14 protein-coding genes are annotated in these 13,874 nt (G+C 69.3%); 3 read left to right on the forward strand and 11 right to left on the reverse strand.

Going from position 1 to position 13,874, the window contains the following annotated elements:
• Window positions 1–72 precede the first annotated feature (72 nt).
• Entirely contained in the window at window positions 73–969 is an 897-nt protein-coding gene (locus ACIOTO_RS04595) for an aldose 1-epimerase family protein (protein ID WP_400856774.1), read from the forward strand.
• Between the two features lie 152 nt (window positions 970–1,121).
• On the opposite strand, the gene ACIOTO_RS04600 is transcribed toward ACIOTO_RS04595, so the two are convergent.
• From ACIOTO_RS04600 to ACIOTO_RS04615, 4 genes are all read right to left on the reverse strand, one after another.
• Window positions 1,122–4,334 (reverse strand): efflux RND transporter permease subunit, encoded by a 3,213-nt coding sequence (locus ACIOTO_RS04600; protein ID WP_400856776.1) that lies wholly within the window; start codon window positions 4,332–4,334, stop codon window positions 1,122–1,124.
• A gap of 16 nt (window positions 4,335–4,350) precedes the next feature.
• Window positions 4,351–4,938 carry a TetR/AcrR family transcriptional regulator gene (locus tag ACIOTO_RS04605; protein ID WP_105710779.1) on the reverse strand — a complete coding sequence of 196 codons (588 nt, stop codon included), beginning with the start codon at window positions 4,936–4,938 and terminating at the stop codon, window positions 4,351–4,353.
• A 67-nt stretch (window positions 4,939–5,005) separates the two neighbouring features.
• The gene (locus tag ACIOTO_RS04610) at window positions 5,006–5,365 is read right to left on the reverse strand and encodes a CrcB family protein (RefSeq protein WP_167632892.1); all 360 of its coding nucleotides are present in this window, start codon (window positions 5,363–5,365) and stop codon (window positions 5,006–5,008) included.
• On the reverse strand, window positions 5,362–5,736 hold the full coding sequence (locus ACIOTO_RS04615) for a fluoride efflux transporter FluC (protein ID WP_400856780.1): 375 nt from the start codon (window positions 5,734–5,736) through the stop codon (window positions 5,362–5,364). Before ACIOTO_RS04615 ends, ACIOTO_RS04610 begins: the two co-directional genes overlap by 4 nt.
• A gap of 85 nt (window positions 5,737–5,821) precedes the next feature.
• On the opposite strand from ACIOTO_RS04615, the gene ACIOTO_RS04620 reads away from it, so the two are divergent.
• On the forward strand, window positions 5,822–7,348 hold the full coding sequence (locus ACIOTO_RS04620; protein ID WP_400856782.1) for an FAD-dependent oxidoreductase: 1,527 nt from the start codon (window positions 5,822–5,824) through the stop codon (window positions 7,346–7,348).
• Here the strand turns inward: ACIOTO_RS04620 and ACIOTO_RS04625 are convergent.
• The 6 genes from ACIOTO_RS04625 to ACIOTO_RS04650 all read right to left on the reverse strand — a co-directional run bounded on the left by ACIOTO_RS04625 (window position 7,317) and on the right by ACIOTO_RS04650 (window position 12,353).
• Window positions 7,317–8,156 (reverse strand): nitroreductase family protein, encoded by an 840-nt coding sequence (locus ACIOTO_RS04625; protein WP_091032496.1) that lies wholly within the window; start codon window positions 8,154–8,156, stop codon window positions 7,317–7,319. The two genes, ACIOTO_RS04620 and ACIOTO_RS04625, sit on opposite strands and share 32 nt — an antisense overlap.
• 4 nt (window positions 8,157–8,160) lie before the next feature.
• Complete coding sequence (locus ACIOTO_RS04630; RefSeq protein ID WP_400856785.1) at window positions 8,161–8,535, reverse strand: hypothetical protein; 375 nt, start codon at window positions 8,533–8,535, stop codon at window positions 8,161–8,163.
• Between the two features lie 188 nt (window positions 8,536–8,723).
• Entirely contained in the window at window positions 8,724–9,503 is a 780-nt protein-coding gene (locus tag ACIOTO_RS04635) for a MerR family transcriptional regulator (protein ID WP_400856788.1), read from the reverse strand.
• A gap of 251 nt (window positions 9,504–9,754) precedes the next feature.
• A complete protein-coding gene (locus ACIOTO_RS04640) occupies window positions 9,755–10,714 on the reverse strand; it encodes a nucleoside hydrolase (protein ID WP_167381572.1) in 960 nt (319 codons plus the stop codon).
• Between the two features lie 21 nt (window positions 10,715–10,735).
• The gene (locus ACIOTO_RS04645; protein WP_029263700.1) at window positions 10,736–11,026 is read right to left on the reverse strand and encodes a hypothetical protein; all 291 of its coding nucleotides are present in this window, start codon (window positions 11,024–11,026) and stop codon (window positions 10,736–10,738) included.
• A 7-nt stretch (window positions 11,027–11,033) separates the two neighbouring features.
• Window positions 11,034–12,353 carry an MFS transporter gene (locus tag ACIOTO_RS04650; RefSeq protein WP_400856791.1) on the reverse strand — a complete coding sequence of 440 codons (1,320 nt, stop codon included), beginning with the start codon at window positions 12,351–12,353 and terminating at the stop codon, window positions 11,034–11,036.
• Between the two features lie 94 nt (window positions 12,354–12,447).
• On the opposite strand from ACIOTO_RS04650, the gene ACIOTO_RS04655 reads away from it, so the two are divergent.
• Entirely contained in the window at window positions 12,448–12,861 is a 414-nt protein-coding gene (locus tag ACIOTO_RS04655; RefSeq protein WP_400856793.1) for a hypothetical protein, read from the forward strand.
• A gap of 13 nt (window positions 12,862–12,874) precedes the next feature.
• Here the strand turns inward: ACIOTO_RS04655 and ACIOTO_RS04660 are convergent, their stop codons facing one another.
• The gene (locus ACIOTO_RS04660) at window positions 12,875–13,861 is read right to left on the reverse strand and encodes a nucleoside hydrolase (protein ID WP_400856795.1); all 987 of its coding nucleotides are present in this window, start codon (window positions 13,859–13,861) and stop codon (window positions 12,875–12,877) included.
• Window positions 13,862–13,874: the final 13 nt, after the last annotated feature.

Here is a 13,874-nt window from a genome sequence, read left to right on the forward strand (position 1 = left end):
GAAGCCGACCGCACAAGTGTAGCCGACGCGCCTGAGAGAGTGCCGACGCGGGGGTGGCCGTACGATGTCGAAGTGACTTCCGCATCCCCCACCGGCGCCCAGATCACCCTCCGACTCGGCGATGCGACCGCCCAGATCGCGCAGGTCGGCGCGTCTCTGCGGTCGCTGCGCATCGGCGGCGTCGACCTCGTCCCTCCATACCCGCTCGATCGGCCCACCCCCGCCTGTTCCGGCGTGGTCCTCACCCCGTGGCCGAACCGCGTGCGCGACGGCCGGTGGGACGATGACGGCACCTCGCGGCTGCTCGCGATCACCGAGCCGAAGCTGAACAATGCGAGTCACGGACTGCTGCGCTTCACGGCGTACGAGGTGTCGCACACCGACGCCGAGGCGGTGCTGCGGGCGACGATCGTGCCCCAGACCGGCTACCCGTACCTGATCGAGACCGCCGTGACCTACACGCTCACGCCCGACGGCATCGAGGTCACGCACACGCTCACCAACCGCTCGGCGACGCCCGCACCGGTCGCCCTCGGCACGCATCCCTTCGTGACGATCGGCGACGTCGACCCGCATGACCTGGTGCTGCGTGTCCCCGCGGAGACGGCGTTCACGACCGACGAGCGGATGCTCCCCACCGGCACCCGTCCCGCCGAAGCCACCCTGCGCGACGGGGCGCGGCTGGGCGACGTCACCCTCGACACCGGGTTCACCGACCTCGCCCGCGACACCGACGGCCGAGTGCGGCACTCGCTCACGGCACCCGACGGCCGCCGCGTGACCCTGTGGCAGGGCGAGGGCTTCGACTACGTGCAGGTGTACACGACGCCCGCCTACCCGGGGCAGAGTCTCGCGGTCGCGATCGAGCCGATGACCGCGCCCGCCGATGCGTTGAACAGCGGCCTCGGCATCCGTCGTCTCGCCCCCGACGAGACCTGGACGCTGCACTGGGGCATCGCCCTCGGCTGACCGGTTCCGACTCGTCGCAGGGTCGGGCCCGTTCACAATTCAGGAACTTCGAGCGAAAAGGCCCCGGATCACGCAGCTGACTGCGAATCCGGGGCCATTTTCCTGAATTGTGAACAGCCGGCGGGCGAGACCGCGCGCCCGCCGCGCGGGAGCTACTCCCCGCGGTCGCGCAGCTCGCGCCGCGTGAGCTGCGGCGCGTGCGGCAGCCCGGACGCGTCGATCAGCACCGATCCGGCCGGAGCCACAGCGGCGCCCGACGTGTCGGGGTCGACGGGAGCATCCGGCTTCGGCGCTCCCTCGGCATCCGATCCGCCGGCCTTGCGCGCGGCCCGCCGCTGCTTGGCACCCTCGACGAGGTTGTAGAGCGTGGGCAGCACGATCAGCGTCAGCACGGTCGAGGAGAGCAGTCCGCCGATCACGACGATCGCCAGCGGCTGCGAGATGAACCCGCCGTGACCGGTGATGCCGAGAGCCATCGGCGTCAGCGCGAGGATGGTCGCGAGCGCGGTCATGAGGATCGGCCGCAGACGCTTCTCGCCACCGGCCTTCACCGCCTCGATGGTCGACAGACCCTTCTCCCGATACTGGTTCACGAGGTCGACGAGCACGATCGCGTTCGTCACCACGATGCCGATGAGCATCAGCACACCGATCAGCGAGGCGACGCCCAGCGGCACACCCGTGACGATCTGCAGCAGGATCGCGCCGGTCGCCGCGAACGGCACCGAGACGAGCAGCAGCAGCGGCTGGCGCAGCGACTTGAAGACCGCGACCATCACCACGTAGACGATCAGGATCGCCGCGAGCATCGCGAGTCCGAGCTGCGAGAACGAGTCGGCCTGCTGCGAGGCGACACCGCCGACCTCGGCGGAGGCTCCGTCGGGCAGGTCGGCCGCGGCGAGCGCCTCGGTCACCGACTGCGTGGCGGTGGCGAGGTTGTCGGATGCCGGCGGCACGGTGACCGTCGATGTCCGGCGCCCCTGCTCGGTCGTGATCGAGGTGGGGCCGTTGCGCTGCTCGACCGTCGCGATGTCCTGCAGCTGCACGACGCCGAGCGGGGTCGTGATCGCGAGCTCCTTGAGGGCCTGGACAGTGGTCGGCGGCTCCGGCGTGACGATGTAGATGGTCAGCGCGGTGTCGTCGATCTCGACCGATCCGGCCTGCTGCGGACGCATGGTGTTCGAGACGATCGAGCCGACCGCGACCTCGGAGAGACCGCGCTGGGCGGCTGCATCCCGGTCGACGACCACGGCGATGTACGGCAGCGAGGCGGCGAGGTTGTCGGTCACCTGGCCGACGCCGTCGCGTCCGTCGAGCTCCTCGACGACCGAGGTGGTCGCGGTCTGCAGGTCGTCGGCGTTGGATGCCGTGACCGTGATCTCGATGTCGCTCGAGCCGAAGCCGGCGGATGCCGCGACCGACACCTCGCCCACGTCGTCGCCGAGTCCGTCGATCGCGTCCTGCACGTCGGCGCGCAGCTTCTCCTGGTCGGCGTCGCCGTCGGTGAGCACCGAGTAGGTGACACCCGCTCCGCCCGAGAAGGCGTCGCTGAGGGCCGAGCCGCTGGTGCCGATCGACGCCTGCACGTGCTCGATGCCGTCGATGCCGAGGAGTGCGTCCTCGACCTCGACCGCGGCATCCGACTTCGCCTGCAGGCTCGCGGTCGGGCCGAGGTCCTGCGTGACGGTCATGGTGTTCTGGCCGGAGTCGCTCAGGAAGTTGATCTTCATGAGCGGTGCGGCGGCGAGCGTGGCGCCGAGCACCACGACGGCGAGGATCACCGTGACACCGGAGTGCTTCAGCGTCCAGCCGAGGATCGGCCGGTAGACGCGCTGCAGCTGCGTGGGCGGAGCATCCGGGTGCTCGGGGTCGATGACGTTGCCGTGCTCGTCGACGAGCTCCTTGCCCGGCTTGAGGAACCAGTACGCGAGCACCGGGACGATCGTGAGGGCGACCAGGAGCGAGGCGACCATCGCGATGGTCACGGTCATGGCGAACGGTCGGAACAGCTCGCCGACCATGTCGCCGACGAACACGATCGGCAGGAACACCGCGACGGTGGTGATCGTGGATGCCGTGATCGCCATGGCGACCTCGCGCACGGCGAGGCGGATCGCATCACCCTTGTCGGCATCGCCGACGTAGTGACGTTTGATGTTCTCGATCACGACGATGGAGTCGTCGACCACGCGGCCGATCGCGATTGTGAGCGCACCGAGGGTCAGCACGTTGAGCGAGTAGCCGAACGCCTGCAGCCCGATGAAGGTGATGAGCACGCTCGTCGGGATCGAGATGGCTGTGACGAGCGTGGAGCGGATCGACATCAGGAACACGAGGATCACGATCACCGCGAACACGAGTCCGAGCAGGCCCTCGGTCGCGAGCGTCTCGATCGACTGCACGATGAACGGCGCCTGGTCGAAGATGATCGTGAACTCGGCGTCGGGGAAGGCGTCGCTGATCGTGTCGAGCGCGGCGATGACGCCGTTCGACACCTCCACGGTGTTCGCGGCGGGGAGCTTGGTGATCGAGATCGAGAGCGCGTCCTTGCCGTCGACGCGCGAGATCGAGGTGACCGGGTCGGACTCCTGCACGACCGTGGCGACATCGCCGATGGTCGAGGTGGTACCGACGAGCGGGAGTGCCGCGATCTCTTCGACCGAGGTGATCTTCGCTCCGGTCTGCACCGTGAGCGTCTGACCGTTCTCGGTGATGTCCCCGCCGGGGAAGAGCGTGCCGTTCTGCTGCAGCGCATTGCTGATCGCCTGCGTGCTCTGGCCTTCGGCGGCGAGCTTGGCGGGGTCGGGCGTGATGCTGATGCGCTGCCCGACACCGCCGACGATCTCGGCGGCGTTCACGCCATCGACGTCTTCCAGCTCGGGGATCGCGACGGATTCGAGCTCGGCCTGCGCGTTGTCGGCATCCTCGAATCCGGTGACGGCCACCTGGATCACCGGGAAGTCGTCGATGGAGACCGACAGCACCTGCGGGGCCACGTCTTCCGGCAGCTGCGAGGAGACGCGGTTGATCGCCTGCTGGATCTTCTGCTCGGCGGTGGCGAGGTTGGTGCCGTAGGCGAACATCGCCTGCACGATCGAGGCGTTCGTGGTGCTGGTGGCCGTGGTCGACTCCAACCCCGGAACGCCCTGGATCGCCGACTCGATCGGCGTCGACACGTCGTTCTCGACCACCTCGGGCGAGGCACCCGGGTACGTCGTCATCACGACGAGCGCCGGCAGCTCGAGCGAAGGGATCAGCTCCTGCTTGAGGTTGGTGAGCGCGAGCCCGCCGAACACCGCCGCGACGATGGTGATCAGGGCGATGAGCGCGCGGTTCTTGAGGCTCAGGATGGCGAGTTTCGACAAGGCGGTTTCCTCGGTGTCAGGGTGTGGCTGTCGCTGCGGAGGGAGTGGAGACGGAATCTCCGAGGATCCGCGCCAGTGCGGTCTCGATGAAGGACTGTTCGAGATGGGCGTCGCGGATCTGCATGCTCCACATGACGCCGTCGATGAAGATCATCGCCGCTCGGGCGCGGTCTTCGCCATAGGTCGGCTCGAGAAGTTCCACGAGCCGGTCGGAGAGATGACGTGCGAGCTCGCGCAGCCGGGGGTCGTGCACGGCCGCGGTGACCACGGCGCGGTCGGCCTGCACGGCATGGTGGTCGTCGAGGCTCTCGAACACGAGCGCGGCGATCACGGCGGGGCTGTCCCCGCGGTCGGCGATGGTCTGCCGGACGCCGTCGAGACGCGCATCGACCTCGTCGGCAAGCGCGCGGAAGGCGGCCGAGCGGAGGTCGTCGAGGGTGTCGAAGTACTGGGTGGTTGCACCGAGGGGAACGCCCGCGCGGGCGGCGACCTTGCGGTGGGTGACGGCTTCGGCGCCCACCTCGACGATGAGCTCGGCGGCGGCGGTCACGATCTCGCGACGGCGCGCTTCAGGGTCACGTCGACGACGCGACCCATCACCCATCCGAACCCCCTGGACATCCGTACATGTACGTTTGTACATTTCCGGATTGTGAGGACGCTGGGAGCGGTCAGAACAACGAGCCGACGGCCAGCCCGAGACCCGCGGCGAGCAGGCCGAGCAGCAGCATCCCGACGGCATTGAAGACGGATGCCGGGCGCTCGCCGTCGCGCCACAGGGCGACCGTGTCGAGCATCGCGGTGCTGAAGGTCGTGTACCCGCCGAGCAGCCCGGCGCCGAGGAGGAACGCGGCATCCGGCAGTGCGGTCGTGACGATGCCGAGCGCGAAGGATCCGGAGAGGTTCACCAGCAGGATCCCCCACGGGAACCGGCGACCGGCCAGCCGGGCGACGCCGAGGTCGACGACGTATCGCAGCACCGCACCGACGCCGCCGGCGAGCGCGGCGCCGACGAACAGCAGCGGGCTCACGATGCCGCTCCGGGGCGGGGGCGGGCGATGCGCAGCCCGAGAGCTGCGGCAGCGAGCCCGAGCACGAGGCTACCCGCGGCATAGGCGAACGCGAGCACCGGAGCATCCGCCCACAGCTCCACGCTCCCCGTCATGAAGGCGCTGTACGTCGTGAAGCCGCCGAGCACCCCGGTGCCGAGCAGCAGTCGCAGATCCGTGGAAGCGGGGATCCGGGCAGCCAGCACACCGATCAGCAGGGCACCGAGCACGTTCGCGACGAGCACGGCGACGGGCACACCGCCGGCGTCCGGGAGAGCGAGCCCCAGGCCGAGCCGTGCCGCCGTGCCCACTGTGCCGCCGAGGGCGACGAGGAGGATGCGGCGGAGGGTCACGTCGCCACTGTAGTCGCGCGTGACAGTGCGCCGCGGCGATGTCAAGGGCGTGGATGCCGGGCACCGCACGCCGTTGACTGTGCACATGACCCCTCTGTGGAAGCTCGAGAAGTCGCTGCCGACCGGATCGCCCTTCGAGGAGGGTGCGCGCCACGACGTCGTGATCGTCGGCGCCGGGATCACCGGCCTCACGACGGCCGTCATGCTCACCCGGGCCGGGCTCGATGTGGCCGTGATCGACGCGGGTGGCATCGCCGAGCTCGCGACCGGCGCGAACACCGGCAAGCTGTCGCTCCTGCAGGGGTCGCGGCTCGCGACGATCCGCCGCCACCACCCGGCGTCGCTCGTGCGCGCGTACGTCGACGCCAACAGGTCGGGGATGGAGTGGCTGACCGCCTTCGCCGAGAGCGCGGATGTGCCGTTCACCCGCCACACCGACCACTCCTACGCGCAGGGTCCCGACGGCGCAGGAGACGTGCGCGACCAGCACGACGCCGCCCGCGAGGCCGGGCTGCCGACGCGGATGCTGGCCGCCACCACCGTGCCGTCGACGCCGTTCCCGGTGGCCGCCGCCGTGGCCCTCGACGATCAGATCGCGATCGACCCGGTCGCGGTGACGGTCGCGCTCGCCCACGAACTGCTGAGCGCCGGCGGCGCGCTGCACATCGGCGTCCGCGCCACCGGCACCCGCGCGCTGCCCGGTCGCGTCGACACCACGGCGGGGCCCATCTTCGCCGACCACATCGTGCTCGCGACCGGCACCCCGATCACCGACCGCGGGCTGTACTTCGCCAAGACGCACGGGCTGCGGTCGTACTGCGTATCGTTCCGGGTGCCGGGCGATGTGCCCGCGGGGATGTTCCTCTCGGTCGACGGCCCGACTCGCTCGGTCCGTCCGGTGAGCGCGGCCGACGGGCCCGGAGGCGAGGCTCAGCTCGTCGTCGGAGGCAACGGCCACCCGGTCGGCAGGTCCGACAGCGAGAAGGCCGCGGTCGAAGACCTCGTCGCCTGGACACAGCTGCACTTCCCCGGCGCCGAGGAGACGCATCGGTGGTCGGCGCAGGACTACGAGTCGCACAACCTGATCCCGTTCGTCGGTGCGATGCCCCGCGGTCTCGGCCGCATCCGGTTCGCGACGGGCTACGCCAAATGGGGGCTGTCGAACGCGCCGGCCGCCGCACAGCGTCTCACCGCCGAGATCCTCGGCACGCCGTGGCGTGACCGGCCGACCTGGATGACGACCATCGGCACGCGTATGACCATGCCCGCCGACCTCGGACGCGGAGCCGTCGAGGGTGGGAAGGTCGCGGCCGCGCTCGCCGGCGGATGGACGGATGCCGAGAGCCGCTCGGTCCCCGTCGCGAAGCCTGCCGAGGGCGAGGGTGTGGTGGCGAACCGGGGCGGTCGTCCGGTCGGCGTCTCGACGGTCCACGGCGTGACGCGCGCGGTCAGCGCGGTGTGCACGCACCTGGGCGGCGTGCTCGAGTGGAACGATGCCGAGTGCACGTGGGACTGCCCGCTGCACGCCTCACGGTTCGCGGCCGACGGCACCCGCATCGAGGGCCCGGCGGTGAAGGACCTCAGTCGCCTGCCGCGCTCGGGCCGGGAGTGACCGGGCCGGTCGTCGGGCCGTCGTCCCACCCCTCCTGAGGCGTGTCTCCGTTCTCGCGGAACACGTACTGCGACACGAGCTTGCGCTGGCTGCTCGACCAGTCGATCGCGGGTCGGCGCTGCTCGGGCGGCAGGTAGCCCAGCCGGTAGACGGCCATGAGCTCGAGGTCGTCGGGCACCCGCAGCAGCTCGACGATCTCGTCCCAGCGCCCCGGCACCTCCATCGGGAAGGAGATGAACTGGATGCCCATGCCGAGCTCGACCGTCGTGAGCCAGATGTTCTCCATCGCCGCCCCCATGCTGAACACCGAGTAGAACGACGACAGCTGCCCCGGCCGGTACTCGCTGCGGTCGAGCATGACGCCGATCAGCAGCGGCGACCCCGCGACGAGCTTGCGGTTCTCGGAGCCGAGGGTCTTGGGCACCCCGAACGTGTTCATGAGCGTCTGCCCGCGCTTGGTGAACACCTGGCTCGTGAACGGGCGGAGGGCGGCGGGCAGCTTGTCGAACAGCATCCCACTGCGCTTCTCTTCCATCTCGGCCTGGCTGAAGCGGAAGTACGGCTTGTAGCGCTCGAAGAACGTGCCGTTCGACATCGCCTCGGTCATGCTCTCGCCCGAGATGCGGGCGATCTGCTCGATCGTGTCGCGGCTCTCGATCACGACGAACCGCCACGGCTGGCTGTTCAGCTGCGAGGGCGCGCGGCCGGCGGCCTCGAGGAGGATGCGCTGGTGCTCCTCCGACACCGGGTCGGGCAGGAAGGGCCCGTTCGTGGTCTTGCGGCGGCGGATGGCGTCGAGCAGTTCCATGCGGTCACTTCCGGTCGGCGGGGCGGAGCGAGACGACGAGTCCCGCGACGATGAAGGGGGCCGCGGCGAGCGCGACGAGTGGATGCCGGCGGCCGTGGCTGCCGAGGTACGGGATCGCGGCGAGGGGTGCGGCCGCGGGGAGCAGTGCGAGGGCGGCGCGGCGAGCGGCGGTGCGAGGGCCGCGGGACCAGCCGACCACGGTGGCCGCGGCGACGGTCGCGCAGGTGACGATGTAGAGCGCGTGATGCAGCCAGCGGAATCGACTGGTGTCGATGAGCCGTGCGGCGACCGAGGCTCCGAGTGCGCAGTTGGCCGCGTAGGCCGTGGTCGCGACGAGGAACAGCGGCGATGCATCCCTGTCCCTGTGCCGCCGACTCATGGCACGACCCTACGCCCGCCCCCGCGCCAGGGGCTCCCCCTTGCACCCCGACCCGCCGTTCGCTAGGCCCTCTCTCCCCCTTCCCCCGCCCGCCGAGCGGCCCCCCTGTGTGCGAACGGCCCCCTTGCATACGTCCACAACGGGATGGTTCGCACGCAAGGGGGCCGCTCGGCGCCGAAGAACGACGCCTAGAGGTTCGCCTCCGCATAGATGCGGAGCGCGTCGCGGACGAACTCCGCGCCCTGGGTGCCGCCGGACGACGTCGCGTAGTTCGCGCCGAAGCGCGGATCCGCGACGTACATCTCGCCGAGCCCGATCACGTACGCCTTGACGTCGCCGCCGGGGACGGCCGCGGGAGTGCCCGGGATGCCCGTGAGCCACTCGACGTGGCGTCGCGCGACATCCTGAGCCTCGGCGGATGCCGGGTCGATGCCGCTCTCTGCCGCGGCGATCCAGTCGCGTCCGAGGTCGGACACGCGCTGCTGCCAGTCGGCGCGTTCGGCATCCGTCATCCCCCGCCACCAGCGGTCGCTGTCGGCGTAGGCCTTCTTGCCCCAACGATCCTCGACCTCCTCCTTGTACTGGGTGTGGTCGAAGCCGTCGAACATGTTCTCTGCCATGAGGTTCTCACCTCCTCTCAATGCTGTGATGGTCGATTCGACCGACGCGATCTGCCGCGCCAGCCTGGCCTGCTCCTCGCGCAGCAGCGCGAGATGGGTCTCGAGGGCGGATGCCTCGCCGCGCTCCCGTTCGAGCACCTCCGCGATCTGCGGCAGCCCGAGTCCGAGCTCCCGCAACAGGAGGATGCGCTGCAGCCGCACGAGCGCCTGTGCGTCGTAGTGGCGGTAGCCGTTGGGCGCGATGCGCGAAGGCGGCAGCAGTCCGATGTCGTCGTAGTGCCGCAGCGTGCGACTCGTGGTTCCCGCCAGCCGCGCGATCTCCTGGATGGACCAGTCGTCCCGTTCCATGTCGCCTCCTTCCCGTTCGATATCTCGACTCTAGAAGTTGACGTTGCGTCAAGGTCAAGCATCAGCCACTCCTTCTCGAGTGCACGGCTTACCGACGAATGCACGGACTGTCTACGCGGCCAGGCCGTGCATTCGACAGCTTCCCGTGCACTCGGAGCAGCGACGGCGGCGCATGGAGCTCTGACTCAACGCGAAAACGGCCCCACCCCCGGGTCGGGAGGGCGGGGCCGCTGGTCGCGTGGGAACAAGGGTCAGTCGACGGCGGTTCCGAACGCGGTCACCGAGGCCGTCAGCGCGTCGGCGACCGCCTGCGCGTCGATGTCGAAGAGCACGTCGACGTTCGGCACTCCCTGCCACCGGTCGATCATCTGCACGACCGTCTGACCGCGGGTGTGCGTGCCGTTCAGCTCCACGTCCACGCGCAGCCGCCGCACCGTGAACCACTCGGGGTTGAGCGCATAGGCGACACAGGGCACGTCGTTGAGGTGCATGCCCTCGGTCTTCCACTCCGGCATGTCGTCGCGGTCGTCCTGGCGGTCGGGGTAGCCGATCATCTCGCAGAGCGCCACCCCCATCGGCGAGCGCGACTCCCAGAGAGTGCGGATGTGATCGGGCGAGAGCGAGAAGCTGCGGGACACATCCAGACCGACCTGCGTGAGCGGAGCCCCGGACTGGATGACGATCTCGGCCGCCTCGGGGTCGTTGTAGATGTTCGCACTCGCGACCGGCGTCACGTTGCCCCAGGTGAGAGCCGCCCCACCCATGTAGATGATGCGACGCACCGAGCGCGCGAACTCCGGCTCCAGCTTGATCGCCAGCGCGACGTTCGTCAGCGGAGCGAGCGCCATGATGGTCACCTCGCCCGGTGCCGCCATGACCGTCTCGATCATGCGGCGCACGGCATCGGATTCGACGTCGGCATCGGGATCCGGGTCCGGGTACTCCCAGTAGCCCACGCCACCGGGTCGGTGGATGTGCTCCGCGAAGTTCGGCTCACCGACCAGCGGCCGACTCGCACCCTTCCAGATGGGCAGGTCGGGACGACCGGCGAGCGCCGCGATCTTGCGGGCGTTCGCCGTGGCGGTGTCGACATCGACGTTGCCGAACACCGTGGTCAGCGCCTCGATGTGGAAGGCGTCCGAGGCGAGCGCCCAGAACAGCGCTCCGGCGTCGTCGATCCCGGGGTCGGTGTCAATGATCAGTCGTTCCATATCCATGCTTTCTGTCATGTCCTAGCGGCTCACAGGCCGTTCGGACGCTTCACTGAGCCCGTCCGCGACCACCGGTTCCGCCCGTGCGGCACGGGCGGAACGCATGTAGACGAACAGGTACCAGCAGTTGATCGCGATCAGGGTGATGTTGAGCGCGACCATGGGCGCGCTGCCGAGCATCAGGTTGTAGGCCATGAGCATCGCCGATGCTCCGAGGTTCAGCCACCGGAGGCGAGAGATCGTCGGCTGGAGGATCGAGATGATCAGGAGAGCACTGCCGGCCCAGCCGACGATCTCACGCCAGATATCCATCAGGCGGTCACTTGCCCACGAAGAGGCCGTTGCGGTTCTTGGCGAGGAGGTAGAGCACGACGCTGATCGCACACAGGGTGGCGATGTAGATCGGGAAGACCCACATCATCCCCTGGCTCTGCAGCCACAGCAGCAGGTACGAGGCCGTGCCGCCGAAGATGGCCACGCCGAGACCGTATCCGAGCCCGAGACCGGTGCCGCGGATGTGCTGCGGCAGGAGCGAGTTGGACACGACGACGAAGATGGTCATGTTGAGCAGCAGCACGATGGCGCCACCGAACATCACTCCGGCGAGCGTTCCGACCCCGGGCTGCGAGTACAGCAGCGCCAGGAAGATGGTCGGGATCGCCAGCAGGCGGGCGACGACGAACCACCGAGACATCGGGAAGCGGTCGAGGATGCGGCTCAGACCGTAGGCGCCGAGCGTCAGGAAGATGCCCATGCCGGTCGTGATGGCGAACACTGCGGTGGGGTCCTCTCCGAACGTGCCGTTCGCGAGGTTCGGCAGACCGGCGATCCAGGTGTAGTTGTACGCCTGGATGGCGCCCACGATGAACACCGTGGCGAGCACGCTCAGCCAGTACTTGCGCACATCGCGCCACACGGAGTTGTTCTTCGTGGGGATCGCGCCGACCGTGCGGATGGCTGCGGTGTCGAGCGTCTCCGGCAGCGTGCGGCGCAGCCACAGGACGATGAGACCGAACGCTCCGCCCACGAGGAACGGGATGCGCCATCCGTAGGCCGCCAGGGCTTCCGGTCCCAGCAGCAGGCTGATGAAGAAGATCGACAGCGGTGCGAGCAGGTTGCCCAGGTTGTTGAAGAAGGCGAAGAACCCGGCCACGTAACCGGGACGGTTGGGCACCAGCTCGAGCGCGTATGCCGTTCCGAGCGGCGCCTCGACACCGGCGGAGAGGCCCTGGAGGAGGCGTGCGGCGACGACGATGATCGGCGCGAGAACGCCGATGGTCTGGAAGTCGGGGAGGATGCCGATGATGAAGCTGCCCAGGGCGACGGCTCCGACGGCGAAGATCATGATCTTCCGGCGCCCGTACCGGTCGGCGACGAAACCGAAGACGACACCGCCGAGGGGGCGGGCGACGAAGCCGACCGCGAAGACCGCGAGCGCGTTCAGGGTCGAGGCGAGCGGGCTGTCGGAGGGGAAGAACGCCGCACCGAGGTAGACCGACAGGAGCCCGAAGATCGCCCAGTCGTACCACTCGAGCGCGTGGCCCCAGCTCAGCGCCCGGAGGTTGCGGCGCTCTGTCTTGCTGGCTTTGCTCGTCAGCTGCTGCGGCGCCGTGGCTGCCACTACTTCTTCAGTGCTCATGGAGCTCCTTTGCTCTGCCCTCGAGGGGGAGGTGATCGACCCGTTGACGACTATAGTATAGCAGGATCGCCCTTCGCGACAGAAAGAGTGCATCGTGACTTCACCGCTGAACGACACCGACCGCCGCCTCGTCGACGCCGCCTCCGAACTCCTCGTCCGCACGCACGACGCCGACCTGCACCGCGTCGCGGCTGCCGCCCGCGGAGCGTCAGGACAGATCTATCTCGGCCTCAGTCTGCGCTCCCCGCGAGTGAGCGTCTGCGCCGAGAGCACGGCCCTCGCGAACGCCAGGATCGGCGGCGAGCAGGACATCGAGGCCATGGTCGCGGTGGGGCTGCGGGAAGACGGAACCACGGTCATCCTCAACCCCTGCGGCGTGTGCCGTGAGCTCGTTCCCGCCATCGCCCCGGGCATCCGCACACTCGCCGACGGCGGCGGCCACCCGGTGTGGGTGACCGCCGCCGATCTGCTGCCGATGCCGTGGGTGCGCGCGCGCTCCTACGACTGAATCGCCGCGGGGCTCAGCGCCACGGAAGCGGGCGCCGCAGCACCTCGCCGATCCGCTCGAGCACGCCGTCGAAGTCCATGTCGAAGACGACACGATGGATCGGCCGCGTCTCGCCCTTCACCGGGTGCACCCCGGCGAGGTAGCGGTCGCCGGTCTCCTGGTCGAGGAACGTCTCCAGCGGACGCATGACCGCACCGGTGACGAGCTCGGGGAAGAGCAGGCTCGCCACCGCCATGCTGTCGTTGATGCCCATGACCCGGCGCCCTTCCGGCTGCGGGTACGAGCGCGAGTAGAAGCCGGCGTAGTCCCGACTGATCGCGGTGATCAGCTGTGCGGGGGCGAAGCCGGTCGACGAGGCGATGTCGAGGAAGAAGTCCTCGGGCACCAGGGCCTGACGGGTGACGTACGGCCCGCACCAGGTGACGTCGCCCTCGTGGGCTGCCACGATGCGCGCCGCGTCGATGTCGAACGAGACGTTGGGGTCGCGCGAGACCCGGAACCGGCGATCCTCCCACGGCGCGGTGTCGTGGTACAGCGCCGGCCCGAGCGTCCCCACGATGGTGGTCGAGCGGAGTCGCTGCAGTAGGTCGGGCCGCTTCTCGAGAGCGGCGGCGAGGTTGGTCTGCGGGCCGAGTGCGACGTAGTCGATCTCGCCCTCATGCCGATCGACCAGGTCAAGCACGACGTCGACGCCGACCGGCTCGGGATCCACGGACTGCTCCGGACGAAGCCCGGTGTTGCCGAAGCCGTCCTCGCCGTGGATGCCGGGGTTCATCCGCAGCTCCTGGATGAGCGGCACGTCCGCGCCGCGGTACACGGGCACATCCGTGCGTCCGCAGGTGTCCAACACGTAGCGGGCGTTGTCGGCCGCGCGCTCGCCGGTGGTGTTCCCGAAGACGCTGACCACCGCCAGGATCTCGACCTCGGGATCGGCGGCCAGCAGCATCAGCGCCAGCGCGTCATCCACGCCGGTGTCGGTGTCGACGATGACTTTTCTCATGAGTGCTCTCCAG

Origin of the sequence: Microbacterium sp. NPDC087592 (genome assembly GCF_044743585.1) — a bacterium.
In the GTDB taxonomy this organism is placed as follows: Bacteria; Actinomycetota; Actinomycetes; order Actinomycetales; family Microbacteriaceae; genus Microbacterium.

Excerpts from the sequence above, each read along its gene's own strand:
- ACIOTO_RS04620 (WP_400856782.1), top strand. The coding sequence starts at position 5,822 with ATGACCCCTCTGTGGAAGCTCGAGAAGTCGCTGCCGACCGGATCGCCC.
- ACIOTO_RS04625 (WP_091032496.1), bottom strand. The coding sequence starts at position 8,156 with ATGGAACTGCTCGACGCCATCCGCCGCCGCAAGACCACGAACGGGCCC.
- ACIOTO_RS04635 (WP_400856788.1), bottom strand. The coding sequence starts at position 9,503 with ATGGAACGGGACGACTGGTCCATCCAGGAGATCGCGCGGCTGGCGGGA.
- ACIOTO_RS04605 (WP_105710779.1), bottom strand. The coding sequence starts at position 4,938 with ATGGGTGATGGGTCGCGTCGTCGACGTGACCCTGAAGCGCGCCGTCGC.
- ACIOTO_RS04640 (WP_167381572.1), bottom strand. The coding sequence starts at position 10,714 with ATGGAACGACTGATCATTGACACCGACCCCGGGATCGACGACGCCGGA.
- ACIOTO_RS04645 (WP_029263700.1), bottom strand. The coding sequence starts at position 11,026 with ATGGATATCTGGCGTGAGATCGTCGGCTGGGCCGGCAGTGCTCTCCTG.
- ACIOTO_RS04630 (WP_400856785.1), bottom strand. The coding sequence starts at position 8,535 with ATGAGTCGGCGGCACAGGGACAGGGATGCATCGCCGCTGTTCCTCGTC.
- ACIOTO_RS04660 (WP_400856795.1), bottom strand. The coding sequence starts at position 13,861 with ATGAGAAAAGTCATCGTCGACACCGACACCGGCGTGGATGACGCGCTG.
- ACIOTO_RS04650 (WP_400856791.1), bottom strand. The coding sequence starts at position 12,353 with ATGAGCACTGAAGAAGTAGTGGCAGCCACGGCGCCGCAGCAGCTGACG.